20 protein-coding genes and 1 riboswitch are annotated in these 25,235 nt (G+C 64.7%); of the genes, 8 read left to right on the top strand and 12 right to left on the bottom strand.

The window, feature by feature from the left end; all coding sequences use genetic code 11:
• Window positions 1-70 precede the first annotated feature (70 nt).
• On the bottom strand, window positions 71-715 hold the full coding sequence (locus EXZ48_RS16695) for an arylesterase (protein ID WP_130517149.1): 645 nt from the start codon (window positions 713-715) through the stop codon (window positions 71-73).
• 59 nt (window positions 716-774) lie between these two features.
• On the opposite strand from EXZ48_RS16695, the gene EXZ48_RS16690 reads away from it, so the two are divergent.
• The 3 genes from EXZ48_RS16690 (at window position 775) to EXZ48_RS16680 (ending at window position 4,963) form a co-directional block, all read left to right on the top strand.
• On the top strand, window positions 775-1,491 hold the full coding sequence (locus EXZ48_RS16690) for an ABC transporter ATP-binding protein (protein WP_130517147.1): 717 nt from the start codon (window positions 775-777) through the stop codon (window positions 1,489-1,491).
• A complete protein-coding gene (locus EXZ48_RS16685) occupies window positions 1,488-4,040 on the top strand; it encodes an ABC transporter permease (protein WP_130517145.1) in 2,553 nt (850 codons plus the stop codon). The genes EXZ48_RS16690 and EXZ48_RS16685 overlap by 4 nt, the downstream gene beginning before the upstream one ends.
• 179 nt (window positions 4,041-4,219) lie before the next feature.
• A complete protein-coding gene (locus tag EXZ48_RS16680) occupies window positions 4,220-4,963 on the top strand; it encodes a Bax inhibitor-1/YccA family protein (RefSeq protein ID WP_024271266.1) in 744 nt (247 codons plus the stop codon).
• Between the two features lie 72 nt (window positions 4,964-5,035).
• Here EXZ48_RS16680 and EXZ48_RS16675 read toward each other — a convergent pair whose 3' ends face one another.
• The 6 genes from EXZ48_RS16675 to EXZ48_RS16650 form a co-directional block, all read right to left on the bottom strand.
• Complete coding sequence (locus EXZ48_RS16675) at window positions 5,036-6,472, bottom strand: M48 family metalloprotease (RefSeq protein ID WP_245290249.1); 1,437 nt, start codon at window positions 6,470-6,472, stop codon at window positions 5,036-5,038.
• Between the two features lie 232 nt (window positions 6,473-6,704).
• Window positions 6,705-7,424 (bottom strand): thiamine ABC transporter ATP-binding protein, encoded by a 720-nt coding sequence (gene thiQ, locus EXZ48_RS16670; RefSeq protein ID WP_130517141.1) that lies wholly within the window; start codon window positions 7,422-7,424, stop codon window positions 6,705-6,707.
• Window positions 7,417-9,039, bottom strand: coding sequence for a thiamine/thiamine pyrophosphate ABC transporter permease (gene thiP, locus EXZ48_RS16665; RefSeq protein WP_371687663.1), 1,623 nt, complete (start codon window positions 9,037-9,039; stop codon window positions 7,417-7,419). Before thiP ends, thiQ begins: the two co-directional genes overlap by 8 nt.
• 4 nt (window positions 9,040-9,043) lie before the next feature.
• Window positions 9,044-10,051, bottom strand: coding sequence for a thiamine ABC transporter substrate binding subunit (gene thiB / locus EXZ48_RS16660; RefSeq protein WP_130517139.1), 1,008 nt, complete (start codon window positions 10,049-10,051; stop codon window positions 9,044-9,046).
• A 38-nt stretch (window positions 10,052-10,089) separates the two neighbouring features.
• A riboswitch (TPP riboswitch) is annotated at window positions 10,090-10,204 on the bottom strand.
• Window positions 10,205-10,295: 91 nt separating this feature from the next.
• Window positions 10,296-11,603: an FAD-binding oxidoreductase gene (locus EXZ48_RS16655; protein ID WP_130517136.1), complete on the bottom strand. Its 1,308-nt coding sequence runs from the start codon at window positions 11,601-11,603 to the stop codon at window positions 10,296-10,298.
• A complete protein-coding gene (locus EXZ48_RS16650) occupies window positions 11,603-12,952 on the bottom strand; it encodes a glutamine synthetase family protein (protein WP_023516110.1) in 1,350 nt (449 codons plus the stop codon). Before EXZ48_RS16650 ends, EXZ48_RS16655 begins: the two co-directional genes overlap by 1 nt.
• A 177-nt stretch (window positions 12,953-13,129) precedes the next feature.
• Between EXZ48_RS16650 and EXZ48_RS16645 the strand changes: the two genes are divergently transcribed.
• Both EXZ48_RS16645 and EXZ48_RS16640 read left to right on the top strand, forming a co-directional pair.
• Window positions 13,130-13,783, top strand: a complete 654-nt coding sequence (locus EXZ48_RS16645; protein ID WP_050746122.1) for a GntR family transcriptional regulator — start codon at window positions 13,130-13,132, stop codon at window positions 13,781-13,783.
• A 76-nt stretch (window positions 13,784-13,859) separates the two neighbouring features.
• Window positions 13,860-15,113 (top strand): FAD-binding oxidoreductase, encoded by a 1,254-nt coding sequence (locus tag EXZ48_RS16640; RefSeq protein WP_130517134.1) that lies wholly within the window; start codon window positions 13,860-13,862, stop codon window positions 15,111-15,113.
• A 132-nt stretch (window positions 15,114-15,245) separates the two neighbouring features.
• Here the strand turns inward: EXZ48_RS16640 and EXZ48_RS16635 are convergent, their stop codons facing one another.
• Window positions 15,246-15,686 carry an Lrp/AsnC family transcriptional regulator gene (locus EXZ48_RS16635; RefSeq protein WP_165909364.1) on the bottom strand — a complete coding sequence of 147 codons (441 nt, stop codon included), beginning with the start codon at window positions 15,684-15,686 and terminating at the stop codon, window positions 15,246-15,248.
• Between the two features lie 112 nt (window positions 15,687-15,798).
• Here EXZ48_RS16635 and EXZ48_RS16630 point away from each other — a divergent pair, with 112 nt between their 5' ends.
• A complete protein-coding gene (locus EXZ48_RS16630; protein WP_023517112.1) occupies window positions 15,799-16,899 on the top strand; it encodes a saccharopine dehydrogenase family protein in 1,101 nt (366 codons plus the stop codon).
• 155 nt (window positions 16,900-17,054) lie between these two features.
• On the opposite strand, the gene EXZ48_RS16625 is transcribed toward EXZ48_RS16630, so the two are convergent.
• Genes EXZ48_RS16625 through EXZ48_RS16610 form a run of 4 tightly spaced genes read right to left on the bottom strand, consistent with a single transcriptional unit; the run spans window position 17,055 to window position 22,667 of the window.
• Complete coding sequence (locus tag EXZ48_RS16625; protein ID WP_130517132.1) at window positions 17,055-18,287, bottom strand: pyridoxal phosphate-dependent aminotransferase; 1,233 nt, start codon at window positions 18,285-18,287, stop codon at window positions 17,055-17,057.
• Between the two features lie 6 nt (window positions 18,288-18,293).
• A complete protein-coding gene (locus EXZ48_RS16620) occupies window positions 18,294-19,817 on the bottom strand; it encodes an aldehyde dehydrogenase family protein (RefSeq protein WP_050746091.1) in 1,524 nt (507 codons plus the stop codon).
• 22 nt (window positions 19,818-19,839) lie between these two features.
• Window positions 19,840-21,258: an FAD-binding oxidoreductase gene (locus EXZ48_RS16615; RefSeq protein ID WP_130517130.1), complete on the bottom strand. Its 1,419-nt coding sequence runs from the start codon at window positions 21,256-21,258 to the stop codon at window positions 19,840-19,842.
• An 11-nt stretch (window positions 21,259-21,269) separates the two neighbouring features.
• On the bottom strand, window positions 21,270-22,667 hold the full coding sequence (locus EXZ48_RS16610; RefSeq protein WP_050746089.1) for a VOC family protein: 1,398 nt from the start codon (window positions 22,665-22,667) through the stop codon (window positions 21,270-21,272).
• Between the two features lie 168 nt (window positions 22,668-22,835).
• Between EXZ48_RS16610 and EXZ48_RS16605 the strand changes: the two genes are divergently transcribed.
• Complete coding sequence (locus EXZ48_RS16605) at window positions 22,836-23,732, top strand: LysR family transcriptional regulator (RefSeq protein WP_024271269.1); 897 nt, start codon at window positions 22,836-22,838, stop codon at window positions 23,730-23,732.
• 122 nt (window positions 23,733-23,854) lie between these two features.
• The gene (locus EXZ48_RS16600; protein WP_130517128.1) at window positions 23,855-25,138 is read left to right on the top strand and encodes an FAD-binding oxidoreductase; all 1,284 of its coding nucleotides are present in this window, start codon (window positions 23,855-23,857) and stop codon (window positions 25,136-25,138) included.
• The last annotated feature ends 97 nt before the right edge of the window (window positions 25,139-25,235 follow it).

Below are 25,235 nucleotides of genomic sequence, written 5' to 3'. Positions count from 1 at the left end.
CTGCTGGAATGTACTGTCAGCGAATCACGCAATGGATTTTTGCGCAACCCTTATTTCGCACCCGCGAAAACTACTCCTTCGCCGGTATCGATTTGATGAACGCTTCGGCGGCGGGAAGAATCGTCGCAACCATCACGTCCACCCCTTCGGAATTCGGATGCATGCCGTCCTCGAGCTGCAGGTTCGCCTTGGTGACGACCCCGTCCAGGAAAAAAGGATAGAGCGTGACGCCGTGTTTTTCCGCCATGCGCTGGTAGATGCCGTTGAAGCGCTCGCCGTATTCGGGCCCCATGTTCGGTGGTGCCAGCATGCCGGCAAGCAGCACTGCGATGCCGCGCTCCTTGAGACGCGTCAGCATGGCGTCGAGGTTCTTTTCCGTCTCTTCCGGTGGAATCCCGCGCAGCGCGTCGTTGGCGCCGAGCTCCAGAATCACACCCTGCGTGCCTTCGGGGATCGACCAGTCGAGCCGGGCAAGGCCGCCGGAGCTGGTGTCGCCGGAAACGCCGGCATTGGCGATCTCGATCTCGTAGCCATTTTCGCGCAGCGCCTTTTCCAGCTTCACCGGAAAGGCATCCGCCGCGGGCAGTTGGTAGCCGGCCATCAGGCTGTCGCCGAAGCCGACGAGCTTCACCGGTTCCGCCCGGGCGCTGCCCACGGATAACAAAGCTGTGATTGCAAGTGAGGCGAAAAATGAAAGCGCCGCTTTAAACGACATGTCGCTGATCCTAGATTGCTGGCATTCCGGTTGTTTGAAGACATATAGGGCAGAATTCCTTGGCCAAAACCATCATCGATCTCAAAAAAGCCGATCTCACCCTCGGCCGGGCGGCCGCCTCCGTGCATGTGCTGAAGGGGATCGACCTTGTCATCGATGGCGGCGAATCGGTCGGTATCGTCGGCCCGTCCGGTTCGGGCAAGTCGACGCTCCTGATGGTGCTGGCCGGGCTCGAGCGGCTCGACAGCGGCGAGATCCATATCGACGGCGCGGGCCTGCACGGCATGAACGAGGACCAGGTGGCCGATTTCCGTGGCCGCAATGTCGGTATCGTCTTCCAGTCCTTCCATCTCATTCCCAACATGACCGCGCTTGAAAACGTCGCGGTGCCGCTGGAACTCGCCAATGTGCGGGACGCCTTCGAGATCGCCCGGCGGGAGCTGACGGCGGTCGGCCTCGGTGAGCGCCTGTCGCACTATCCCGGCCAGCTTTCGGGCGGCGAGCAGCAGCGCGTGGCGATCGCCCGGGCGCTCGCACCCTCGCCGAAGCTCTTGATCGCCGACGAGCCGACCGGCAACCTCGATACCGAGACGGGCCGGCAGATCGCCGACCTTCTTTTCGCCAAGCAGGCCGAGCGCGGTATGACGCTGGTGCTGGTGACGCATGATCCCTCGCTTGCCGCCCGGTGCAGCCGGCAGGTCGCCATGCGCTCCGGCGAGATCGTTTCCGGCGCGGCGCCCGTCAAGGCGGCACTGGCAGAGGCGGTACCCGCATGAGGGTCGGCGCGGTCCTCAGGCAGGTTCCAATGGCGCTTCGCCTGGCGCTGCGCGAAATGCGTGGCGGCCTCAAGGGGTTCTACATCTTCCTCGCCTGCATCGCGCTCGGAACGGCGGCGATCGCGGGCGTCAATTCGGTGTCGAGCGCCATCACCCAGGCGATCGCCTCGCAGGGGCAGACCCTGCTTGCCGGTGACGTGCGCTTCGAATTCAACAATCGTTTCGCAACCCCGGAAGAGCTGAAGCACTTCCAGGGGCTCGGCGATGTTTCTCTCTCCTCCAGCCTGCGCTCCATGGCGCGCCTGCCCGATGGATCCGACCAGACGCTGGTCGAGGCCAAGGGTGTCGATGGCGCCTATCCGCTCTACGGCACGCTGGGAACCAGCCCGCAGCAACCGTCCGCTACGCTCTTCGCGAAAGAGGGCGAGCGCTATGGCACGGTCGTCGCGCCGCTGCTGCTCGACCGGCTCGGCATCGCCGTCGGCGACGAGATCCTGCTCGGCACGGCCCGTCTGAAGGTGACGGCGACGCTGGTTCGCGAGCCGGACGCGGTTTCGGAAGGTTTCGGCTTCGCGCCGCGGCTGATGGTCTCGGAAGAGGCCCTGCAGGCGAGCGGTCTCGTACAGACCGGCAGTCTCGTAGAGAACGCCTATCGTATCCGGCTTGCCGATACCGACGTTTCGCTGGCGAAGGTGCGGGCGGATGCCACGAAAGCCTTCCCGAAGGCCGGTTGGTCGATCCGTACCTCCAACAGCGCAGCCCCTTCGCTGACCAACAACATCACGCGCTTCTCGCAGTTCCTGACGCTGGTCGGTCTGACGGCACTGATCGTTGGCGGTGTCGGTGTCGCCAATGCGGTGCGCGCCTATCTCGATTCCAAGCGCTCCGTCATCGCCACCTTCAAGTGCCTCGGCGCACCGGCCTCGCTGGTCGCGCTGGTCTATCTCGCGCAGATCGCCCTGATCGCCGCGGTGGGCATCCTGATCGGCCTCGTGGCGGGTGCGCTGATGCCGATGGTGGCGATGCGCTTCCTCGACGGCGTGCTGCCGGTGCCGGCCGAGGCGACGATCTATCCTTCGGCGCTGCTGCTTGCCGCCGTCTTCGGTTTGCTGACGGCGCTCGCTTTCGCCATCATGCCACTCGGGCATGCCCGCGAGGTACCGGCGACGGCGCTCTTCCGTGAGCAGGGATTCGAGACCGGCCGCCTGCCGAGCTGGCCCTATGTCGCGGGTGCGGCGGTCTTCCTTGCGGCGCTGGCCGGGCTCGCCATCGTCACGGCCTATGACCGCTACATCGCCATAGTCTTCCTCGGGGCAATTGCCTTTGCCTTCGTGGTCCTGCGTGTCGTTGCCATGCTGATCACCGCGATCGCGCGGCGCAGTCCGCGCGTCAATTCGCCGTCGCTGCGGCTTGCCATCGGCAATATCCATCGGCCCGGGGCGCTCACCTCGTCCGTCGTGCTGTCGCTCGGCCTCGGTCTTGCGCTCCTCGTCACGCTGACGCTGATCGACGGCAACCTGCGCCGGGAACTGACCGGCAATCTGCCGGAGCGCGCGCCGAACTTCTTCTTCGTCGATATCCAGGGCAGCGAACTGGACGGGTTCCGCACCGTGCTCCAGTCCAACATGCCCGACGGCAAGATCATCGAGGTGCCCATGCTGCGGGGCCGTGTCATGGAGCTGAACGGCGTCGAGGTCTCGAAGGTCAAGGTGCCGCCCGAAGGGCAGTGGGTGCTGCGCGGAGACCGCGGCATCACCTATGCCAAGCGCACGCCGGAAAACTCAACGCTTGCCGAGGGTGAATGGTGGCCGGAGGATTATTCTGGCGAGCCGCTCGTTTCCTTCGCCGCCGAGGAGGGCCGCGAGCTCGGGCTCAAGATCGGCGACAGTGTGACGGTCAATGTGCTCGGCCGCAACATCACGGCGCGCATCGCGAACTTCCGCAATGTCGAATGGGAATCGCTGTCGATCAATTTTGTCATGGTCTTCTCGCCGAACACCTTTGCCGGCGCGCCGCATGCGTGGCTGTCGACGGTGATTGACCCGCAGGCAACCGCCGAGCAGGAGGCGGCGACCCTGAAGGCAGTCACCAATGCCTTCCCGACGATCACCAGTGTGCGTGTCAAGGATGCGCTCGATGTGGTCAACGAGCTGGTCGGCCAGCTCGCCACTGCCATCCGGGCGGCGGCCGCCGTCGCGCTCATCGCCTCGATCCTCGTGCTCGCCGGGGCGCTTGCGGCCGGCAACCGGGCGCGCGTGCACGATGCCGTGGTGCTCAAGACGCTCGGCGCGACACGCGCTACGCTGATCCGTGCCTTCAGTTACGAATATCTGATGCTGGGTCTGGCGACGGCGCTCTTCGCGCTCTTTGCCGGCGGGGTGGCGGCCTGGTTCGTGGTGAGCCGCATCATGACGCTGCCATCGAGCTTCCTGCCCGACGTCGCCGTCATGACGGTCGTTACAGCCCTCGTCATGACCGTCGGCATCGGCCTTGCCGGGACCTGGCGCATTCTGGGGCAGAAGGCCGCGCCCGTGCTGCGCGAACTCTGACGATGCCGGGATCCGCGGTCCGCGAGGGGCGCGGGTCTTGTACGAGACACAATTCATGCGCATATTGTTTACAGGCAAGCTGGAGCCCCACAGCGGTTGCCCGGGCTTTCGTGCCGAACCCTCGGCGAATAAACGGGAACCCGACACCGTCATCACAGGGGGCTTTACGAGAGGAAAACATGGCTGATCTCCGCAACTACCAGACCCGAACGGCCAATGCCGGCGCTCAGGCCGGCGCGGTCGTCGACGAAGGCCTTCGCGCCTATATGCTCCGGGTCTACAACCTGATGGCTCTTGGTCTCGCGATCACCGGCGTGGTGGCTTATGCTGCTTCGCAGGCCGCTTTCGCCGACGGGCAGCTCACCGCCTTCGGCCAGGCGATCTATGTGAGCCCGCTGAAGTGGGTCGTGATGCTCGCCCCGCTGGCGCTGGTCTTCTTCCTGAGCTTCCGCATCCACACGATGAGCGTTGCGGCCGCGCAGGCGACCTTCTGGGTCTATGCCGGCTTGATGGGCCTGTCGCTGTCGTCGATCTTCCTGGTCTATACCGGCGCCAGCATCGCGCAGACCTTCTTCGTCTCCGCCGCCGCCTTCGGCGCCCTGTCGCTGTTCGGCTACACGACGAAGCGGGACCTGTCCGCAATGGGTTCGTTCCTGATCATGGGCCTGTTCGGCCTGATCATCGCCTCGCTCGTTAACCTGTTCCTACAGTCCTCGGCGCTCGACTTCGCGATCTCCGCGATCGGCGTGCTGGTCTTCGCAGGCCTGACGGCCTGGGACACGCAGAAGATCAAGGAAATGTATTTTGAAGCCGACGACGTCGCCGTGGCCGGCCGCAAGGCCATCATGGGCGCACTGACGCTCTACCTCGACTTCATCAACCTCTTCCTGTTCCTGCTGCGCTTCCTCGGCAATCGCGAGTAACGATGGCAGCCGGATGCGGCTGAACAAAAAAACCCCGCCGGAGACGGCGGGGTTTTTGTTTGGGAGAAGCGATTACTCGCTGATGATCTTGAATTTTTCACCGGTGCGGACGGTGCTCGCCGCCGTCATCGCGTTGATCAGGCGGAAGAGGTCGAGTTTCCGATCCGTGCCCATCATCCGTCCGGCGAGCGAGGCGACGGTGTCGCCGGCCCGTGCGGTAACGACGCGTATGCGCAACGGCTTCAGCGAGGTGACTTCGGCCGGCGTCAGCTTGCGGAACGAGGCCTTGAGGATCGCCGCAGTCGGTTCCAGCGCCTTCGAGCCCATCGGCACGGCAGTCAGGAAGCGGTAGATCTGGTTGTCGATGCGCACGACCGTGACGTCGAACTCCCAGCGGTCGGCCGCGGCCTTGGCTGTAGCCGCCTCCAGCCCGTTGATCATGACGGGCTGGATCGTCTCCGGTCTGAGGCCGGTCACCCAGCCGCTCGAAATGTAGTTCACGAGGTCCTGCTTGCGGCTGTCGGCAACACCGTCGAAGCGGATCGCGACATCGCCGGGACCCGTCGCCAGCACCGCGTCGGCCTTGTTGTCGATCTGGAAGCCGGCCGGCACGTCGAAGCGGATGCCGAGTTTGCCATGCAGGAAGGTCTGGCCGCGCACATAGCCCTCTTCGGGCGCATCGCCGTAGAGCAGACCGTCGATGCCGGCGAGGTAGTAGTCCCGGCCGCGGTCGCCGATCGCGCCTTCCGCGCCGAAGGCGCGGGCATGCAGGCGCGCCAGCTCCACGCGCTGCGGTGCATTCGGGTGGCTCGACAGGAAGTCGAGGCTCTGGTCGGAATCGGGGTCGACGGCGGTGAAGCGGGCATAGGCCGCCATGGAATCGAGGAAGCGCGCCGCCGCATAGGGGTCGTAGCCCGCCTCGCCCAGCATGCGCACGCCGATCACGTCGGCCTGGAGTTCCTGGTTGCGCGAGAAGGCGGCGAGGCGCATCTTTCCGCGCGCCAGGGCCTGCTTGCCGGCGATGTTGCTGGAGAGCACCTCGGCCACGACGCGGCTGGCGATGACCTCGGCCTCTTCCTTCTTCTGCCGCTCGATGCCGTGGTTGGCGGTGACGTGCGCCATTTCATGCGAGAGCACGGCCGCGACTTCCGAGGCGTCGTTGGCAAGCGCCAGCAGGCCGCGGGTGACGTAGAGATAGCCGCCCGGCAGCGCGAAGGCGTTGATCGCGGGCGAATTCAGGATGGTGATACGATAGGACTGGTTCGGGTTTTCCGAAACGAGCGTCAGCGCGCCGGCAATGCGCGCGACGAGCCGCTCGGTCTTGGCGTCCTTGTATTCGCCGCCGTAGCTGGCGACGATGCGCGGGTGCTCGCGGGCGCCCATCTGGGCGCGCGGGTCGTTCTTCTGCACCTCGTCGACGATCTGCGGGTTGGACGAGGGCGAGATCGTCGGTTCATAGGTCTGTTCGATGATGGACTGGCAGCCGGCAAGCAGCGTGCCGGCGAGCATCAGCACCGCAAGGGGTCTCAAAACCCCACGTCCGCGTACCGTTGCAGCTTCCTGCGTTGCTCTCGCCATATCTCTTGCCCACAGCCCGAACCGGGTCCTCGAATGGATGAGATAGACGCACCATACCCGGCCGGCAACTCCCGATTCGACAAACGCTTCCCTTGTGGCTCCGGTGACACAGGGGGGCGTCCAAATTGTGGCGTGTCGCCGGGGCGCCAAACCGGGTGTTCCGCTAAAGCGTGGAATGGCCGAGGAATTTTGCAACGGCTGGTGGCTCCCGTCGAGAAAGGAAATCCACGACCGGCTCCTGGAGAAGGATTGTGCCTGCCTCCAGGAACATGACCCGGTCCGCCAGCCGGCGGATGTCTTCCGGCTGGTGGGTGATGAAGAGCATCGTGCTCTTCGTCTCGTTGCGCAGCTCCGTCAGAAGTTTCGCCATCTCCGCCCGCATGGCCGGATCGAGCGCGGCGAACGGTTCGTCGAGCAGCAGGATCGGCCGGCGCCGTACGAGGGCGCGGGCAAGCGCCACGCGCTGCCGCTCGCCGCCCGAAAGCGAGCCCGGCAGGCGCTGCTCGTAGCCGCCGAGGCCGACGCGCGCGAGCGCGGCAAACACGCTCTCTCGCGCCGCCGCATCCAGCCGCAGCGCTGGATCGATACCGAGGCCGACATTGTCGGCAACCGTCAGGTGCGCGAAAAGATTGTTGTCCTGGAAGATGATCGAGACCGGCCGTTCCGCGGGATCCTGCCCTGCCATGGTTTCGCCGAGCAGCCGGACATCGCCTGAGGCCGGCGCCTGGAAGCCGGCGATAACGTTGAACAGCGTCGATTTTCCCGCGCCCGAGGGGCCGACGACTGCGACCGCGGCACCGGCTGGAATGGCGCAGTCGAAGGATAGCCGCTTTTCCCCGAAGTGCACGGCGACATCTGTGAGGTGGATGGCAAGGTCAGGCATCGGTGCTTGGTCTTTCAGTCGGGCGCTCCGCCGCGGTCGAGGGCAGCGTCAGGAGAAGGCATATTGCGCCGAGCAGCAGGGCGATGCCGGCGGCATCCGCGGTGCGATAGCTCGCCATGCGGGAGTAGAGCAGCCACGGCAGAGTGGTGAACCCTTCCGCACCGAAGATGGCGACGGCACCGAGATCGCCGAGCGACAGCGCCATGGCGAAGGCAAAGGCGGTGAGCAGCGGTTTCCTGAGGGCGGGCAGGTCAATCCATCGCAGGCGATGCATTCCGGTGACGCCCAGGCTGAGCGCGAGCCGGGCGGTGCGGATGAGATGGGTGCGGTAGGCTGGCTCCAGCACGCGCACGACGAAGGGCAGCGCCATCAGCGCGTTGAGCACGGTGACGACGGCGGGGGCGAAGCGTCCGGTCTCGCCGAAGGTTCTCAGCAAGAGGAACCAGCCCGTAGCGACGACGACCGGCGGCACGAGCAGGATCAGCGAACCGACCGCGGGCAGAGCACGAGCCATCAGCCGTGTGGCGAGGTCGACCTTGCCCGTCTCGGCCAGCCGCGGCACGAGCACGATGGGCAGCGCGATCGAAAGGCTGAGGCAGGCCGAGGCGAAGGAAACTGCAAGGCTGGTGACGAGCGCCCGGTGCAGCAGCGGATCGAGCGCCAGCCGGCCGAGATCGGCGGAAAGGCCTGAGACGAGGGTGGCGACGAGAGGCGCTGCGGTGAAGAGGGTGAAGAGGAGGATGACCAGGCCATCGGGAAGGCGGTGCCGGCGGCCGTCGAAACGGCGGATGGCGCGGCCTGTCGTCATGCCCTCTTCGGGTGGCTTGCCGAACAGCGAGATCAGCCAGAGCAGGCTTGCCGTGACGAAGATCTGCAGGAAGGCGAGCAGGACGGCGCGTTCGGGATCGAAATCGAAGCGCAGCGCCTGGTAGATCGCCACCTCGATCGTCGTTGCCGCCGGCCCGCCGCCGAGCGTCAGCGCGATGGTGAAGCTCGTTGCGCAGAGCATGAAGACGAGTCCGGCGATCCCCGGCAGGACCCGCCGGATGACGGGCCATTCGATAAGCCGGAACACCGCGCCGCTGCCCATGCCGAGATTGGCGGAGGTCAGCCAGTATTCGGCCGGAATGCGCTCGAGGGCCGCCAGCAGGAAGCGTGCGGCGAGCGGCAGGTTGAAGAAGACATGGGCGATCAAGATGCCGGCAAGCCCGTAGACGCTGACCGGGTTCTGCAGCCCGGCGAGCCCGAGCAGGTCGTTGACGACGCCCTGCCGGCCCCAGACCTCGATGACGCCGAGGGCGGCGACCAGCGCCGGCAGGCCGAGCGGTACGACGGACAGCCGGATGATCCAAACGCGGCCGGAAAAATCCCGCTGTCGGGCGAGCGCCCGGGCGACCGGAATGGCGAGCAGGACGGACAGGAGTGTGGAGAGTGTCGCCTGCAGCAGAGTGAACTGCGCGACGCGCCCGATATAGGCATCGAGGAGCGGCGCGCCGGAGCCGGGGCCGGCATGGGCGAGAAGCACGGCGGTCGCCGCACCGACGAAGACCAGCACGGTGCCGAGGGCGAGGCCCCCGGCGACACGCAATGTCCGTCGCTCGGTGCGGGCGAAGATCACGTTACTTGGCGCTCATCGCCGCGAGCCATTCGTCGATCCAGGCCTTGCGGTTGGCTGCAACCTCGTCCGACGACATCAGGAAGGTCTTTTCCGGCTTCACCAGCGCGTCGAAGGCGGCAGGCAGCGGGTCCTTCGTCTTGGCGGCCGGCATCATCCAGTTGGTTTCCGGAATGATCGACTGGAAATCCGGGCCGGTCATGAAGGTCAGGAACTGGCGGGCCAGATCCTTGTCGTCAGCGGTGCGCGTCAGGCCGGCGACTTCGATCTGCACGTAATGGCCTTCGGAGAAGGCGGCGGCCTTGTAACGCTCGGTCTTCTCCGCGATGACGTGGTAGGCCGGTGAGGTCGTGTAGGACAGCACCATCGGCGCCTCGCCCTTGGTGAAGAGGCCATAGGCTTCCGACCAGCCGGGCGTGACGGTCAGCACGCGATCCTTGAGTTTGCCCCAGGCCTCGCCCGCCTTGTCGCCATAAACCGACTTCACCCAGAGCAGCAGGCCGAGGCCGGGCGTCGACGTGCGCGGGTCCTCGATGACGATTTTTTGCGACGGGTCGCCTTCGACGAGGTCCTTGAGGCTCGTCGGCGGGGTCTTCAGCGTCTCGCTGTCATAGACGACGGCGAAATGGCCGTAGTCGTAGGGCAGGAATGTGTCGTCGGAGAAGCCGCCCGGCACGGTGAGGTCCGCCGGCGAAAGGCCATGCGCCTCGAAGAGGCCAGTCGCCTTGGCCTCGGTGATGAGGTTGGTGTCGAGGCCGAGAACGAGGTCGGCCTTGGTGCTTTCGCCTTCGAGCTTCAGGCGCGTCAGAAGTTCCACGCCATCGGCGACGCCGACCCATTCGACCGTGCAGCCGCAGGTCTTCTCGAAGGCTTCCTTGACCTTCGGGCCGGGGCCCCATTCGGCGACGAAGCTCTCGTAGGTGTAGACGGTCAGCGTCTTTTCCTGCGCGAGCGCGGGAAGGGCGAGGGAAACGGCCAGTGCCGCGATGGTGGAGAAAAGTGTCTTGCGCATCCGCGCCTCCTTGTTGTTCACAAAACGGGAGTAGGGCGCAGGATGTGCCGTCTAATCCCTCCGCCGGTACGAGCCGGATCAGGTTCTTCGGGTTGGCGAGACCGCCTCTCAGCCAGTGGAAAAAAAAATCCGCTGGCACCCCGTTAGAGCAAGGCAAGGCATAATCCCGCTTGTGACAGTACGCAAGGGGCAAGCAAAAGGCCGGCGCAAGCGCCGGCCCTGCCGTTCTAAAATGTGTCGGGCCTTAGAGGCCGAAGGCGTCCTTGAACTGATACCACCAGGAGCCGATGGTGGAATATTGCGCACGGAACATGCGCCCACCCGGGAAGGGAATCCAGGGCAGCTTTTCGAACTGGCTGAAGCGCGAGAGATCGCCGTCGACCGCTTCCGAGAGGATGCGGCCGAAGAGATGCGAGCCGGTGACGCCGTGGCCGCTGTAGCCGTGGGCAAAATAGGTGTTCTTGCCGATCTTGCCCATCTGCGGCACGCGCGAGAAGGAGAGGGCGAAGTTGCCGCTCCAGGCGTAGTCGATTTTTACGCCCTTCAGCGAGGGGAAGACCTTTTCGAGGTTTGGGCGGATTTTTGCGCGCACGTCCGCCGGGTCGGTGCCGCCATAGACGGTGCCGCCGCCGAAAATCATGCGCTTGTCGGCGGAGAGGCGGAAGTAGTCGAGGATGTAGCGGACGTCCTCGACGCACATGTCGCTCGGGATCAGCGCATCGGCGCGCTCGGCGCCGAGTGGCTCGGTGGCGACCATCTGGGTGGAGACGGGCATGACGCGCGAAACCAGCTTCGGCACGACATGGCCGAGATAGGCATTGCCGCAAAGCACGGCGACCTTGGCGGTGACGCTGCCCTTCGCCGTGTGGATGACGGGCTTTTCCGCCTCGTGCTCGACGCGGGTGACGGGCGACTGTTCGTAGATCACGCCGCCAAGCGATTCCAGTGCCTTGGCCTCGCCGAGGGTGAGGTTGAGCGGGTGCATGTGGCCGCCGGTCGTGTCCAGCATGCCGCCGATATAGGCGTCGGTGTTGACCAGTTTGCTGATCGCCGCCTTGTCGAGTATCTGGTGGTCGTCCATGCCGTAGCTCTTCCAAAGGGCCTTCTTGTGCTCGAGGTCCTTCATGTGGGCGGGCGTATAGGCGGCATAGATGTTGCCGGTCTTCATGTCGCAATCGATGTCGTATTGCGAGACGATGCGGCGGATAATCTTGCCGCCTTCCTGCACCAGGCCGCCGACGAAGGCGCCGGCCTGATCGCCGTAGCGGCGCTTGATCGTGTCGAGGCTGGCATTGAGACCGTTGACGATCTGCCCGCCGTTGCGGCCCGAGGCGCCCCAGCCGATGCCGGCGCCCTCGACCATCACAACCTTGTAGCCCTTTTCGGCAAGGTGGATGGCGGTGGAAAGGCCGGAATAGCCGGCGCCGAGCACGGCGACGTCGGCGGTGACAGCGCCTTCCAGCACTTTCGGCGTGCGGATGATGTTGCGGGAGGCGGCGTAGTAGCTGTCGGGATAGGCGCCGTTGCCGGCATAGGACTGGGTATTGGCCATCAGACGATTTCCAGGTAGGCGCTGAATTCGAAGTCGGTCACCTGTTCGGCAAAACCGGCGATTTCCTGCCGCTTGCAGGCGATCAGCATGGAGCGGAGATCCGTATCGAAGATCTCCGAGACGATCGAGCCGTTCTCGAAGGCGGTGACGGCAGAGCCCCATTCCGAGGGGATGCGCGGCAGCTGCGAGAGATAGGCCCGGCCCGAGACCGGTGCCGGCGGCTCCCACTTGTTGCGGATGCCGACAAGGGCGGCGCCGAGAATGCCGGCCATGACGAGATAGGGGTTGGCATCGGCGCCGGCGACGCGGTGCTCGATGCGGCGCGCCTTGTTGCTGCCGCCGGGAATGCGGATGGCGGCGGTGCGGTTCTCGTAGCCCCACGAAACGGAGGTGGGAGCATGCGTATCCGGGCGCAGGCGGCGGTAGGAGTTGAAATGCGGCGCGAAGAGCAGCGTCGATTCCGCCATGCCGCGCGTCAGGCCCGCGACGGCATGTTTCATGATGTCAGAGCCCTCGGGCGTGTCGTTGTCGAAGACGTTGTTGCCGTCCTCGTCGATCAGGCTGAAATGCATGTGCATGCCGCTGCCGGAGCGCATGCCGTAGGGCTTTGCCATGAAGGTGGCGGCAAAACCATGCTTGCGCGCGACGCCCTTGATGATGCGCTTGAAGAACAGCGCGTCGTCGGCGGCCTTCAACGGGTCGTCGGAATGCATCAGGTTGATTTCGAACTGGCCGATACCGTTTTCGGCGACGGCCGAATCCGCCGGCACATTCTGCCGTTCGCATTCCGCATAGACGTCGGAAAAGAACTGGCCGAAATCGTCGAGCTCGTCGATGGAGAGGATGGCGTCGGAGTCGAGCCGCTTGCCGGTATAGGGCGAGATCGGCGGCTGTGCATGGTCGGGCTCGGCGTCGATCAGGTAAAACTCCATTTCCGAGGCGACGACGGGGCGCAGGCCGAGTTCGTGGTACTGGCGCACGATATTGGCGAGTGCCTGGCGCGGGTCGGCAAGGAACGGTGTGCCGTCCTCCTTGAACAGCCAGAGCGGCACGACGGCTGACGGCTTCAACGTCCAGCTGACGGGGAGCGCGCCACGACCGGTTGCGGCGCAGATGCCGTCCATGTCGCCCGAGGCGAAGACATGGCTTGAGCCGACGATGTCCTCACCCCACACGTCCACGCCCACGATGGACAGCGGCATGCGAATGCCGCCCTTCAGCACCTTTTCCGCCTGCCCGACGGGCACGCGCTTGCCGCGCAGGATGCCGTTCAGGTCGCAGACCACGGCCTGGATGCTCTCCACGCCGTCGGCATTGATCAGCCAATTGGCATCATCGTTCGGAGTCATGGTTCCCTTCCGTATCACATAATTATTTTTGTGATCACATTTTCAAAATATGCACACTTTCTTGTCGGGGGTCAAGCTGCTAGAACCTGTCACAAAGCATAGGATAGCATCTGCAGCCTTTCGTGGAGGGATGGATTGGGCAATTTGGCGCTTGAGCCGCTGGACCGGCCGGACGGGATGACGACGCATGAATATGCGCATCGGCGCCTGCGCCAGGCGATCATGGTCGGCTCGATCCGGCCGGGGGAATCGTTGACGATCCGCGGCATTGCCGAAGCGATGGAGAGCAGCCCGACGCCGGTGCGCGAGGCGCTGCGCCGCCTTTCGTCCGAAGGGGCGCTGCGCGTGCTCGACAACAGGCGCATCATGGTGCCGCGCATGACGGCGGACCGGTTCAGCGAGCTCGTCTCGCTGCGTTCCGTGCTGGAGCAGCACGCCGCGCGCCGGGCGGTACCGCATATCACAGAGCGCCGGATCGACCGGCTGGAAGAGATCGATAAGGCGCAGGATGAGGCGATCGGGCGCAAAGACAATGCGAACGCCCTGCTCCTGAACCAGGAATTCCATCGCACGCTCTACACCGCCAATCCCGAGCAGGTGATCATGCCGATGGTGGAGAGCATCTGGCTCCAGCTCGGCCCCTTCCTCGGTATCGCCATGGAACATGTCGCCCAGCTCTACTTCGTCGATCGCCACCAGGAGGCCATCGAGGCGCTACGCAAGCGCGATGAGGATGCGGTGGCGGCGGCGATCAAGGCCGATATTTCCGAGGGCATCGGCGGTTTCGAGCGGGCGGCGATCGAGAACCTGTTGCGGCTGGCAGGCCAGTAGCCGGCGCTGCGGGCGCCTTGTCTTGCCGGTGCACGCATGCATTGATGTGCAAACGAAAGATCCTTGGGGCAGGCATATGAAGACGGATGTCATCGTTCTCGGCGCGGGTGTTGTGGGTATTTCGACCGCGATTCATCTGGCACGGCGCGGCAAGTCGGTGGTGCTCGTCGACCGGCGCGGGGCTGCGGAAGAGACCTCCTACGGCAATGCCGGCCTCATCCAGCGCGAGGGCGTTTTCCCTTACGGCTTCCCGCACGATTTCGGTGCGCTCTTCCGTTATGCGTTGAACAACACGATCGACGCGCACTACCATCCCTCGGCAATCCCCGGCATCATCCCGTTCCTTGCCCGCTACTGGTGGCATTCCGGTTTTCGCCAGCACCAGAGCATCGCCCATCTCTATGCACCGTTGATCGAGAACTCGATTTCCGAGCATGCCGACCTCATCGCCGCCTCGGGCGCTGAAGACCTCATCCGCAAGGACGGCTGGATGAAGGTGTTTCGCACCGAGAAGGAGCGTGACAAGGCCTATGCGGATGCGGAAAAACTCTCCGCCAATTTCGGTGTCAACCACCAGAAGCTGACGACCCGGGAGGTCGCCGAGGCCGAGCCGTCCATTTGCGTGGAGCTCACCGGCGGCCTGCGCTGGACCGATCCCTGGTCGATCCTCGACCCGCAGAGCCTGCTGAAACGCTACCTTGCCTATTTCCAGTCGCTCGGCGGCGCGCTGAAGTCGGGTGATGCGGCGACCATCGAACATGTGCTTGAAGGCGAGGGCTGGCGCATCGCCACGCCGGAGGGACCGCTGGAAGGCAAAGAGGTCGTCGTGGCGCTCGGTCCTTGGGCCGATACGGTGACGCGCAAGCTCGGCTACCGCTTCCCGCTGGCGGTGAAACGCGGCTATCACATGCACTACGGCACGGAAGACGGTGCGAAGCTCAACAATTGGGTACTCGATGCTGAGCGCGGCTACTTCCTCGCGCCGATGCAACGTGGCATCCGCCTGACGACCGGCGCCGAATTCGCCAAGCGCGACACGCGCAAGACACCGGTGCAGCTTCGCAGGGCGGAAAAGGTGGCGCGCGAATTCTTCCCGCTCGCCGAGCGGCGCGACGAGGAGCCCTGGATGGGCGCCCGCCCTTGCACGCCGGACATGATGCCTGTTATCGGCAAGGCGCCGCGCCATTCCGGCCTCTGGTTCGCCTTCGGCCACGCCCATCACGGCATGACGCTGGGCCCGATCACCGGCCGTGTGCTGGCGGAAAAGATGCTGGGCGAGCGCACGGTCATCAATATCGGGCCTTACCGACCGGAGCGGTTCATCGCCTGAGGCGGTTGCACGACGAATCTGCCGCAGTGCGGCGTAGCTTGAGTTTGTGGTATGGATCCTCGGCTCAAGGTCGACGATGACCGCGGAGAGGTGGAGAGCCTTGGTTGGGGGCGCCTGGTCCGATGTGGCAGCCTATCGCCTGATCCGCGTCGACAGGATGATCGACGACAGTGTGCGTTCCACGCCGTCGATAGCGCCGATGCGGTCGATCAGGTGATCGAGTTCGGCGATCGACGTTGCCTCGACCACGGCAATCAGGTCGAAACTGCCGCTTACCGAATGTAGGGTGCGTACGGCCGAGATGGCGTGCAGTTCCGTGGTGATGCGCGCCAGCGTCTTCGGCGCGATGGTGATCAGTACATGCGCCTTCACCATACCGCTCTCATAGGCGTCCGAAAGCTTGACGCCATAGCCGGCGATCACGCCGTCCCGCTCCAGCCGGTCGATTTTTGCCTGCACGGTCGTGCGTGATAGACCCAGTTTGCGGGCGATCGTGGCTGTCTGTTCGCGGGCGTTCTCGCTGAGGATGGCGAGAAGTTCGCGATCCTTGGCACCTAGCGTCGAAATGCTCATTTTAACCGTCATTCTGCCGATATTGATGATTGATTATGCCGGATATGGCGCTTTAAATCGACAGTCTTCCCTCTCAAAATAAACGCATCAATTCATGCCGGAGGGAAATCACATGAAGGACATCGTCGTCATCGGCGCGGGCAAGATCGGCTCCACCATCGCCCGCATGCTGGCTCACAGCGGGGATTACCGCGTCACCGTCGCGGACCGTTCGGACGAGCAGCTTGCCGCCATCGAGCGCCACGATGCCGTTTCGACCGCCGTGGTCGATATCGCCGACGGCGCCGCGCTCCGCGCCCTGCTCGCCGGCAAGTTCGCCGTCCTATCCGCTGCGCCCTATCATCTGACGGTCGCCATCGCGGAAGCCGCAGCAGACGCGGGCCTGCACTATCTCGACCTCACGGAAGACGTCGAATCCACCCGCCAGGTCAAGCGCATCGCGGAAAACGCCAAGACGGCCTTCATCCCGCAGTGCGGCCTTGCACCGGGTTTCATCTCCATCGTCGCCAACGATCTCGCCAGCCGCTTCGATTCGCTCGAAAGCGTGCGCATGCGCGTCGGCGCGCTGCCGCAGTACCCGTCCAACGCGCTCAACTATAACCTGACCTGGAGCACGGACGGCGTTATCAACGAATATATCGAGCCCTGCGAAGCCATCGTCGAAAGCGCGCTGATCGAGGTTCCGGCCCTCGAAGAGCGCGAGGAATTCTCGCTCGACGGCGTCACCTATGAAGCCTTCAACACCTCGGGCGGCCTCGGCACGCTCTGCGAGACGCTGAAGGGCAAGGTTCGCACGCTGAACTACAAGACGATCCGCTATCCCGGCCACGCCGCCATCATGAAGGCGCTCTTGAACGACCTCGGCCTGCGTCACCGCCGTGAAGTTTTGAAGGACATTTTTGAAAACGCCCTGCCGACCACCACGCAGGACGTCGTCATCATCTTCGTCACCGTCTCGGGTCGCAAGGGCGGTCGCCTGATTCAGGAAACCTACGCCAACAAGGTTTACAGCGCGCCGGTCGCCGGCGCCCTGCATTCGGCCATCCAGATCACCACGGCCGGCTCGATCTGCGCCGTGCTCGACATGCTCGCCGACGGGTCGCTGCGCGCCGAAGGATTCGTTCGCCAGGAAGAAATCGCCCTCGACGCCTTCCTCGCCAACCGTTTCGGTCACTACTACGCCCAGGAGCACCACGGCGCCCGCGCCGCTTGAGTTTCCAAACCCATTAAACGCCCCGGTCGAAGGCCGGGGCGTTTTCGCATCTGTGGCTCAGCCGCGGGGAAGTAGAGAACGCCACAAGGCGCGAACCCATAAAAATGGGGCCTCTTGCGAGGCCCCTTTTCTTTTGCCGATTTTTGCTTTGCCGCTCAGACGAGCCGGGCGCAGGCGTCTGCGATGCGCTTCAGCGCTTCCGCCAATTCGGCTTCCGACGTGGCGTAGGAGATGCGGAAATAGGGCGAGAGGCCGAAGGCCGAACCCGGAACGACGGCGACATGGGCGTCTTCGAGGAGATAGTCCGTGAAGTCGCTGTCTGCCTCGATGCGCTTGCCCCTGGGTGTCACCTTGCCGATCACGCCAGCGCAGCCGGCGAAGGTGTAGAAGGCACCCTCGGGCGTGCGGCAGGTGAGGCCGGGGATCGCGTTCAACGCGGAGACGACGAGATCGCGGCGGTGCTTGAAGCTCGCCTGGCGGTCCTTCAAGAAGTCCTGCGGGCCGTTCAGCGCCTCGACCGAGGCGGCCTGGCTGACGGAGGAGGGGCAGGAGGTCGCCTGGCTCTGGATCACCGCCATGGCCTTGATCAGCGCCTTCGGGCCACCGGCATAGCCGATGCGCCAGCCGGTCATGGCATAGGCCTTCGAGACGCCGTTGATGGTGAGCGCACGGCTCTTCAGCCGCGGTTCGATGGCAACGGGGGTGACGAACTTGAATCCATCGTAGACGATGTGTTCGTACATGTCGTCGACCATCAGCCAGACATGCGGGTGTTTCAGCAGCACGTCGAGCAGCGGGCGGTAGTCGGCTTCGCCATAAGCGGCGCCCGAGGGGTTCGAGGGCGAGTTGAACAGCACCCAGCGGGTCTTCGGCGTGATCGCTTTTTCGAGTTGCTCGGCCTTCAGGCGAAAACCGGCTTCGGCGTCGCAGGGGATCAGCACCGGCACGCCGCCACAGATCTCCACGATGTCGGAATAGGACGTCCAGTAGGGCGTCGGGATGATCACCTCATCGCCCGGATTGACCGTCGCCATGAAGGCGTTGAACAGGATCTGCTTGGCGCCCGTCGCGACGGTGACCTCGTCGAGCGCGTAGTCGACATTGTTTTCGCGGCGAAATTTTTCGGCGATCGCCTTTTTCAGCTCGGGCGTGCCGTCGAGCGCGGTGTACTTGGTGTCACCACGGTCGATGGCGGCCTTGGCGGCAGCTTTCACGTTATCGGGCGTGTCGAAATCCGGTTCGCCCGCGCCGAGAATGATGACCGGCAGGCCATCCTTCTTCATGGCAGAGGCGCGGGCGCCGATCTGCAGGATTTTGGAGACGCCGATGGCGGCGATGCGCGAGGCGGGCTGGAAGCCCGCCTCCTCGGTTTTGGATTGGTTATCCATGGCTGCTTACTCGATATCGAAGGAGACGCCCTGGGCGAGCGGCAGGGCCTTCGAATAGTTCACCGTGTTGGTGGCGCGGCGCATGTAAGCCTTCCAGGCGTCGGAGCCGCTCTCGCGGCCACCGCCGGTTTCCTTCTCGCCGCCGAAGGCGCCGCCGATTTCGGCGCCGGAGGTGCCGATGTTGACATTGGCGATGCCGCAATCCGAACCGTCGACCGACAGGAAGCGTTCGGCTTCCTGGACGTTCAGCGTGAAGATCGACGACGAGAGGCCGGCGGCGACAGCGTTGTGATCGTCAAGAACGGCGTCGAAGTCAGAATATTTCATGACGTAGAGGATCGGCGCGAAGGTTTCTTCGAGAACCGGGCCGGCCTGCTTCGGCATTTCGACGATGGCCGGCTTCACATAGTAGGCCGTGTCCTTGCCGGCGTCGGCAACGCGCTCGCCACCAGTGACGGAACCGCCTTCGGCCTTGGCCGCTTCCAGCGCCTTCTGCATGCCGTCGAAAGCCTGCTTGTCGACGAGCGGGCCGACGAGGGCCGAGGTTTCCAGCGGGTTGCCGACGGAAACGCTGGTATAGGCCTTCTTCAGGCGCGGCACGAGCTGGTCGTAGACGCTGTCATGCACGAAGAGGCGGCGCAGCGTCGTGCAGCGCTGGCCGGCGGTGCCCATCGCACCGAAGGCAATCGCGCGCAGCGCCATGTCGAGATCGGCCGAGGGGCAGACGATGCCGGCATTGTTGCCGCCGAGTTCGAGAATCGAGCGGGCGAAACGCTTGGCGAGACGCGGGCCGACTTCCTTGCCCATGCGGGTGGAGCCGGTGGCCGAGACGAGCGCGACCTTGTGATTGTCGACGAGGGCTTCGCCGATGGTGCGGTCGCCGATGAGGACGATCGACAGGTTTGCCGGGGCATCGCCGAAGCGGGCGAGGGCGCGCTCGAAGATCGCCTGGCAGGCAAGCGCCGTCAGCGGGGTCTTTTCGGAGGGCTTCCAGACGATGGAATTGCCGGCGACGAGGGCGAGTGCGGCGTTCCACGACCAGACGGCGACCGGGAAGTTGAAGGCCGAGATGATGCCGACGACGCCGAGCGGGTGCCAGGTTTCCATCATGCGGTGGCCGGGACGCTCGGTGGCGATCGTCAGGCCGTAGAGCTGGCGGGAGAGACCGACGGCGAAATCGCAGATGTCGATCATTTCCTGCACTTCGCCGAGACCTTCCGAGGTGATCTTGCCGGCTTCGATGGAAACGAGGCGGCCGAGATCGGCCTTGGACGCGCGTAGTTCTTCGCCGAGCAGGCGAACGAGTTCGCCGCGCTTGGGTGCGGGCACGAGCCGCCAGGCCTTGAAGGCGTCGTGGGCGGCGTCGATCGCCTTGTTTGTGTCGGTGGCCGAGACGGTCTTCAGCTTGCCGATCTCCTCGCCGCTGACGGGGCTGTAGGAGGCCATGTCGCCGCCCTGCCAGGCGCTGCGGGCAACGCCGAGCTTGTCGAGAAGGGCTGCGGTTTCCTGTTTCACGTCGACGTTCGTCATGGGGTGTCTCCCTGTCGGTTTCTTAAAAGGTGATCGCGCCGAGCGGGCCCGGCGAGGTGATGGTCTTCAGTCCGGCCGCGAGCTCGCGGAGCTTTTCCGGGGTGTATCTGTCATAAAAAACCTGGTTCTTGCGGCCGATGGCGTGTTCCGCGCTGAAGCTGCCACCGAATTGCTCGACGGCGACGGTGAAGACCCATTCGCGCAAATCCGCTTCGAAATCGGGATCGGCGAGCCGAGGATCATCCTTCGCGACGACCAGATTGAAGTGCACGCCGCCGTCGCCGATATGGCCGAAGTCGCAGATCGTGACGTCCTCGAAATGGTCAGGCATGTCCGCCTTCATATGGGCGAGGAAGGGCATGATGTCACCCCGGCGGAAGGACAGATCGAAGGCGATCAATCGCCCACGATGCTTCACGCCTTCGGACAGTGCATGGCGCAGCGCCCAGATCTCGTGCGGCGGGCCGACGAATGCGTCGGCGAGCGGCGCATCCTCGCGCTCCCAAATCGCGGCCAGCACCTCCTCCAGCACCGCATCAAGCGGCTGCTCACCCTCGCGCGGCGGGCTTGAACGGGAGATCTCCGCAAGGATGACGAAGTCGGGCACCACGCCACCCTGGAAAGGGTTGCGCAGCGACGGCACATGGTCGAGCGCGGCGGCGACCGCGTTGCCGGACATGCCTTCGAAAGCCGAGAGGTAGCTGCCGAGCGCGTCTTCCATGGCGACGAGCAGCGTTGCCACCTGCTCTGCCGAGGCGGGCACGAGCAGGGCGGTGGCAGACTGTTTCGGTGCCGGTTCGAGGTTCAGCACGCATTCGGTGACGATGCCGAAAGCGCCCGACGTACCGATGAAAAGCTGCTTCCAGTCGACACCGGTATTGTTCTTGCGCAGATCCGAAGACAGGTCGAGCACGGTGCCGGCCTCGTCGGCGAGCACCACGGTGAGGCCGAGAACGTTGCGGCGCACGTCGCCGTAGCGCAGGAAGCGCGAACCGCCGGTGTTCGTCGCGATCATGCCGCCAAGACGCGGGTCGGCGCCGAGGTCGATCGGAAAGAACAGGCCGCTCTCTTCGAGCCGGCCGTTGAGGTCGGAAAGGCGCAGACCCGCTCCGGCCGTGACGGAACGGTTTATCCGGTCGAGGTCGAAGGGCGCGTTCAGGCGGTCGAGGCTGAGCACACCCTGAAGGCCGCTACCGTCAGGCGTCGAGCCGGAGACGAGACCGGTATTGCCGGATTGCGGCACGAGGGCGATGGCGTTCCTCACGCAGTAGGAGACGACGGCAGAGGCCTCTGCCGTCGTGGCCGGACGCGCGACGAAAGCGGCGCGGCCCTTGTCATAGCGCGCGCCGGTCTCGTAGGCAGCCATGTCGGCTTCCTCGGTGAGAAGGCCCTTCTCGCCGGTGATGCCTTTCAGTACTTCGATATGGCGTGCCTCGATCATGCGTTCTTCCGTCACTCCGCAGCGGCAGCCATGTTCACGATGCCGAGGCACATTTCAAGCGACGCGCGCTGGATGGCGGCATAGTGCGCGAATTCGTCGAGCACGGCGGCGCCGAGATCGCGCTCGAACATCACCTGGTTCGGGCTTGCGACGAAGTCCTGGGTCGCGTCGTCGCCAAGGTTCGACTGGAAGATGCCTGCGGCACTGACCGGCAGGAAGTCCTCGTAGACGATCGGATCGAAGCGGATGAGGCCGGCTTCGATCGCCGTTTCGAGATCGGCGTTGCGGCCGGTGACGGCCTTGCCCTTCTGTGTCAGGGAGTAGGTGAAGTAGCCGAGGCCTGCCTTGCGGATGCCGTCCCAATCATCGGGAAAGGTCTTGAAGACGTCGGAGAGAGCGGCTTCGTATTCGTCAGCGTTAGAGCCGTCAGCGGCAGGACGTACGCGGGCGCGCGTCTCGGTCAGCAGCCCGTCATAGAGCGCGCGGCCCTTCGGCGTCAGCGCCACGCCGCGCTGCTCGATCTCGCCGAAGCGGGCCGTGTGGGAGCCTTCCTGCCAGGTGCCGTCGGCGCCGATGAAGGAGACGGCCTCTTCCAGGGCCTTGAACGAGGTCTGGCGCAGGAGGATCGGGCAGGTTCGGGTCGGCGGACCTTCGACGACGGCCTTAGGGGCGATGCCCTCTTCCGGCATGCGGGCCTGCACCTTGTCGATGTCGAGCGTGCGCGGCGTCAGGTGGTTGATGTGCGGACCCTTGAAGGAGACGACGTCGGCGATCAGACGATGCGCATCGTGCAGGCGCTTGTACATACCGGTGCTGACGATGGCCTGATCGTGCCAGCGGAAGGTTTCCAGCAGTTCGGTGACGAAACGGGCGGCATCGGCCGCATCGAGGCCGCCGTCGCGTTCGGCCTTCTCGATGAACCTGACGGCTTCGTCGGTGAAGATCTTTCGCGCGGCGAGCACGTCGGCCGCTTCCTCGCGCAGCGTCTCGTCGGCGATGAGATCGAGGCGCAGCAGCGAGGTGAAGACGCGGAAGGGATTGCGGTTGAGGCTTTCCTCGCCGACCGGGCGGAAGGCGGTGGAATGCACCGGCACGCCCGCGGTGGAGAGATCGTAGTAGCCCACCGGATACATGCCCATGACGGCAAAGGCGCGGCGCATCATGGAAAGCTCTTCCGGCGTGCCGAGGCGGATGGCGCCGTGGCGTTCCTCGGAGATGCGCTCCAGCGTGTCCGTCGCCTCGAGACGTTCCTTGAGGACGGGGTCGGCGGCGAGCGTCTCGGCGTTCACATCGGCCACCAGCGCCATCAGCGTGCCATAGGCCGGAACCTCGGTGCGATACATGGCGGACATGGCGGTGGAGAAGTCCGCGCGGATCGTGTCGGCGGAAACGTGCGAATTTGCTTTCATGGTGAGTGATCTCATCTCGGTGTTGCGCAATTCCAGGAAAACCGCTTCACACTTTTCGTGGAATTGCTTTAGAAGGGTGGGAGGCCCTGATCATTCTCAAAACGGATCATACCGGATCGTTTCTTCCCGCGATTGCGACCGTTCTGACTATGTTGATGCGAGGAAAGAATGAAGCTCAGTCGAAGGCTGATTCCTGACGTCACCACGCTGCAAGCGTTCGAATGTGCTGCCCGTCATGGCAGCTTCACGCAGGCGGCCCATGAGCTGAACCTCACCCAGAGTGCCGTCAGCCGCCAGATCAAGGACCTCGAGGAACAGCTCGGCGTGCTGCTCTTCGAGCGTGTGCGCCAGCGCGTGGTGCTCTCCGACGACGGCCGCCGTTTCCTGCCGGAAGTACGCAAGCTGCTGCATCAGACGGAAGAGACCATGCTGCGCGCCATGGCGTCGGCCTCTTCCGAGCACAGCCTTTCCATCGCGACGCTGCCGACGTTCGGAAGCCGCTGGCTGACGCCGCGCATTCCGGGTTTTCTTGCGGAAAATCCGGGCACGATCGTCAACATCGCCTCGCGCTCGGCGCCATTCGATTTCGACGAGGAGAATTTCGACCTTGCGATCCACTACGGCCAGCCGGTCTGGGCGCGGGCGGCCTGCTCCTACCTGTGCAGCGAGGTCATCCTGCCCGCGGCGAGCCCGGAACTGGTAAAATCCTGGAACCTTGCCGAGCCGAAGGACCTGGAAAGAGCACCGCTCCTGCATCTTGCGACGCGGCCGAAGCTCTGGGCACAATGGTTCGAGCTGAACGGTGGCTCGGCGGATACAGCCTATCGCGGCCACCGCTTCGACCAGTTCTCCATGGTCATCGAGACGGCCGTCGCCGGGCTCGGCTTCGCGCTCCTGCCGTATTATCTGATCGAGCAGGAGCTGGCGAACGGCCGGCTTGCCGTCGTTTTCGACCGGCCGATGGAGACGGAGAACAGCTATTATCTCGTCGTGCCGGAGGGAAAGCTCGAAAACCCGCTGAGTCAGGCATTTCGCGCCTGGATCTCCAAGCAGGTCCCGGCGTAGGATTTCCGCGACCGATCATGCGGCGGGGGCATGACCCCGTTCTCATTTTTTGCTTTAGTCGTCGTGCCGCATGGCCGATTGTGCGGCGAGAAATCCTCCTCATCCGGAAAAGACTGACGCCCATGCTCAACGATCCGCGCTCCCATGGCCTTTGGGAGATGACCGCTCCGCCCGCCCCCGAAACCGTTGCCTTTTCCGGCAAGGCGGAGGCGGATGTCGTCATCGTCGGCGGCGGGTATACCGGCTTTTCGGCGGCGCTGCATCTGGCCGGGCGCGGCACGCGGGTCATCCTGCTTGAAGGGGCGGAGATCGGCTATGGCGGCTCGGGCCGCAATGTCGGCCTCGTCAATGCGGGCATGTGGGTCATGCCGGACGAGTTGCCGGGCGTGCTCGGCGACGTGCACGGCGGCCGGTTGCTGGAACTTCTCGGCAATGCGCCCCGTGCGGTGTTCGATCTCGTCGAAAAGCATGCCATCGACTGCGAGATCAATCCGGCGGGCACGCTGCATTGCGCCGTCGGAAAGGCGGGTCTCGACGAATTGAAGCAGCGCGCAGAGCAGTGGGCCCGTCGCGGCGCCCCGGTGCGCCTGCTGGATGCCGCCGAGACGGCGGCGAAGGTGGGCACCGAGGCTTATGCCGGCTCGCTTCTCGACATGCGCGCCGGCACGATCCAGCCGCTGGCCTATGCGCGCGGCCTTGCCCGTGCGGCGATTGCAGCGGGTGCCCAGGTCTTCACGGCAAGCCCGGTGACGGGCGCAGAGCGGACCGGAAAACGTTGGACGGTGAAGACCGCGCGCGGCTCCGTCACGGCGGACTGGGTGGTGGTTGCGACCAACGCCTATACGGTCGCGCCCTGGAACGAGGTGCGCACCGAGCTCGTGCATCTGCCCTACTTCAACTTCGCCACCGTTCCGCTTTCGCCCGAGATGCAGGCAAGGATCCTGCCGGAGCGCCAGGGCGCCTGGGACACGAAGGAAGTGCTCTCCTCCTTCCGCTTCGACAAGCGTGGCCGGCTGGTGTTCGGCAGTGTCGGTGCGCTGCGCGGCGCGGGTACAGGCATCCACAAGGCCTGGGCGCGGCGCGCGCTGAAAAAGCTCTTTCCCGCTATCGGCGACGTCGCTTTCGAGGCGGAATGGTACGGCAAGATCGGCATGACCACGGACAACCTGCCGCGCTTCCACCGTCTTGCCGACAACGTCATCGGCTTTTCCGGCTACAACGGCCGCGGCATCGCGCCGGGCACTGTCTTCGGCCGCACGCTGGCGGAGCTCGTTTCCGGCGAGATCGCCGAACGGGACCTGCCGTTGCCGGTAAGCGAACCCGAAGCGCAGTCCTTCCGCTCGATGCGCGAGGGCTATTACGAACTCGGCGCGCAGATCGCCCATTTCGCCGGCGCCCGCTTCTGATTTCAGAGGAGAGAGCCCGCCTGTTTCCTGCGGAACAGCGGGCGGCGGGGCGATGTGCGATCTTCTGATCACCGGATGAGAGAGGCTCATCCATACC

It is taken from the genome of Shinella sp. JR1-6 (assembly GCF_004284735.1).
In the GTDB taxonomy this organism is placed as follows: Bacteria; Pseudomonadota; Alphaproteobacteria; order Rhizobiales; family Rhizobiaceae; genus Shinella.
The sequence above is the reverse complement of the archived record's forward strand: the minus strand, read 5'-3'. Positions and strand labels throughout refer to the sequence as shown.

Coding starts and splice junctions, on each gene's coding strand:
- EXZ48_RS16650 (WP_023516110.1), bottom strand. CDS start 12,952: ATGACTCCGAACGATGATGCCAATTGGCTGATCAATGCCGACGGCGTG.
- thiQ (WP_130517141.1), bottom strand. CDS start 7,424: ATGCCTGACCTTGCCATCCACCTCACAGATGTCGCCGTGCACTTCGGG.
- EXZ48_RS16600 (WP_130517128.1), top strand. CDS start 23,855: ATGCTCAACGATCCGCGCTCCCATGGCCTTTGGGAGATGACCGCTCCG.
- EXZ48_RS16615 (WP_130517130.1), bottom strand. CDS start 21,258: ATGATCGAGGCACGCCATATCGAAGTACTGAAAGGCATCACCGGCGAG.
- EXZ48_RS16635 (WP_165909364.1), bottom strand. CDS start 15,686: ATGAGCATTTCGACGCTAGGTGCCAAGGATCGCGAACTTCTCGCCATC.
- EXZ48_RS16675 (WP_245290249.1), bottom strand. CDS start 6,472: ATGCTCGCCGGCACGCTGCTTGCCGGCTGCCAGTCCATCATCGAACAG.
- thiB (WP_130517139.1), bottom strand. CDS start 10,051: ATGCGCAAGACACTTTTCTCCACCATCGCGGCACTGGCCGTTTCCCTC.
- EXZ48_RS16655 (WP_130517136.1), bottom strand. CDS start 11,603: ATGGCCAATACCCAGTCCTATGCCGGCAACGGCGCCTATCCCGACAGC.
- EXZ48_RS16610 (WP_050746089.1), bottom strand. CDS start 22,667: ATGAAAGCAAATTCGCACGTTTCCGCCGACACGATCCGCGCGGACTTC.
- EXZ48_RS16625 (WP_130517132.1), bottom strand. CDS start 18,287: ATGGATAACCAATCCAAAACCGAGGAGGCGGGCTTCCAGCCCGCCTCG.
- EXZ48_RS16620 (WP_050746091.1), bottom strand. CDS start 19,817: ATGACGAACGTCGACGTGAAACAGGAAACCGCAGCCCTTCTCGACAAG.
- EXZ48_RS16605 (WP_024271269.1), top strand. CDS start 22,836: ATGAAGCTCAGTCGAAGGCTGATTCCTGACGTCACCACGCTGCAAGCG.
- EXZ48_RS16640 (WP_130517134.1), top strand. CDS start 13,860: ATGAAGACGGATGTCATCGTTCTCGGCGCGGGTGTTGTGGGTATTTCG.
- EXZ48_RS16680 (WP_024271266.1), top strand. CDS start 4,220: ATGGCTGATCTCCGCAACTACCAGACCCGAACGGCCAATGCCGGCGCT.
- EXZ48_RS16630 (WP_023517112.1), top strand. CDS start 15,799: ATGAAGGACATCGTCGTCATCGGCGCGGGCAAGATCGGCTCCACCATC.
- EXZ48_RS16695 (WP_130517149.1), bottom strand. CDS start 715: ATGTCGTTTAAAGCGGCGCTTTCATTTTTCGCCTCACTTGCAATCACA.
- EXZ48_RS16685 (WP_130517145.1), top strand. CDS start 1,488: ATGAGGGTCGGCGCGGTCCTCAGGCAGGTTCCAATGGCGCTTCGCCTG.
- EXZ48_RS16645 (WP_050746122.1), top strand. CDS start 13,130: ATGACGACGCATGAATATGCGCATCGGCGCCTGCGCCAGGCGATCATG.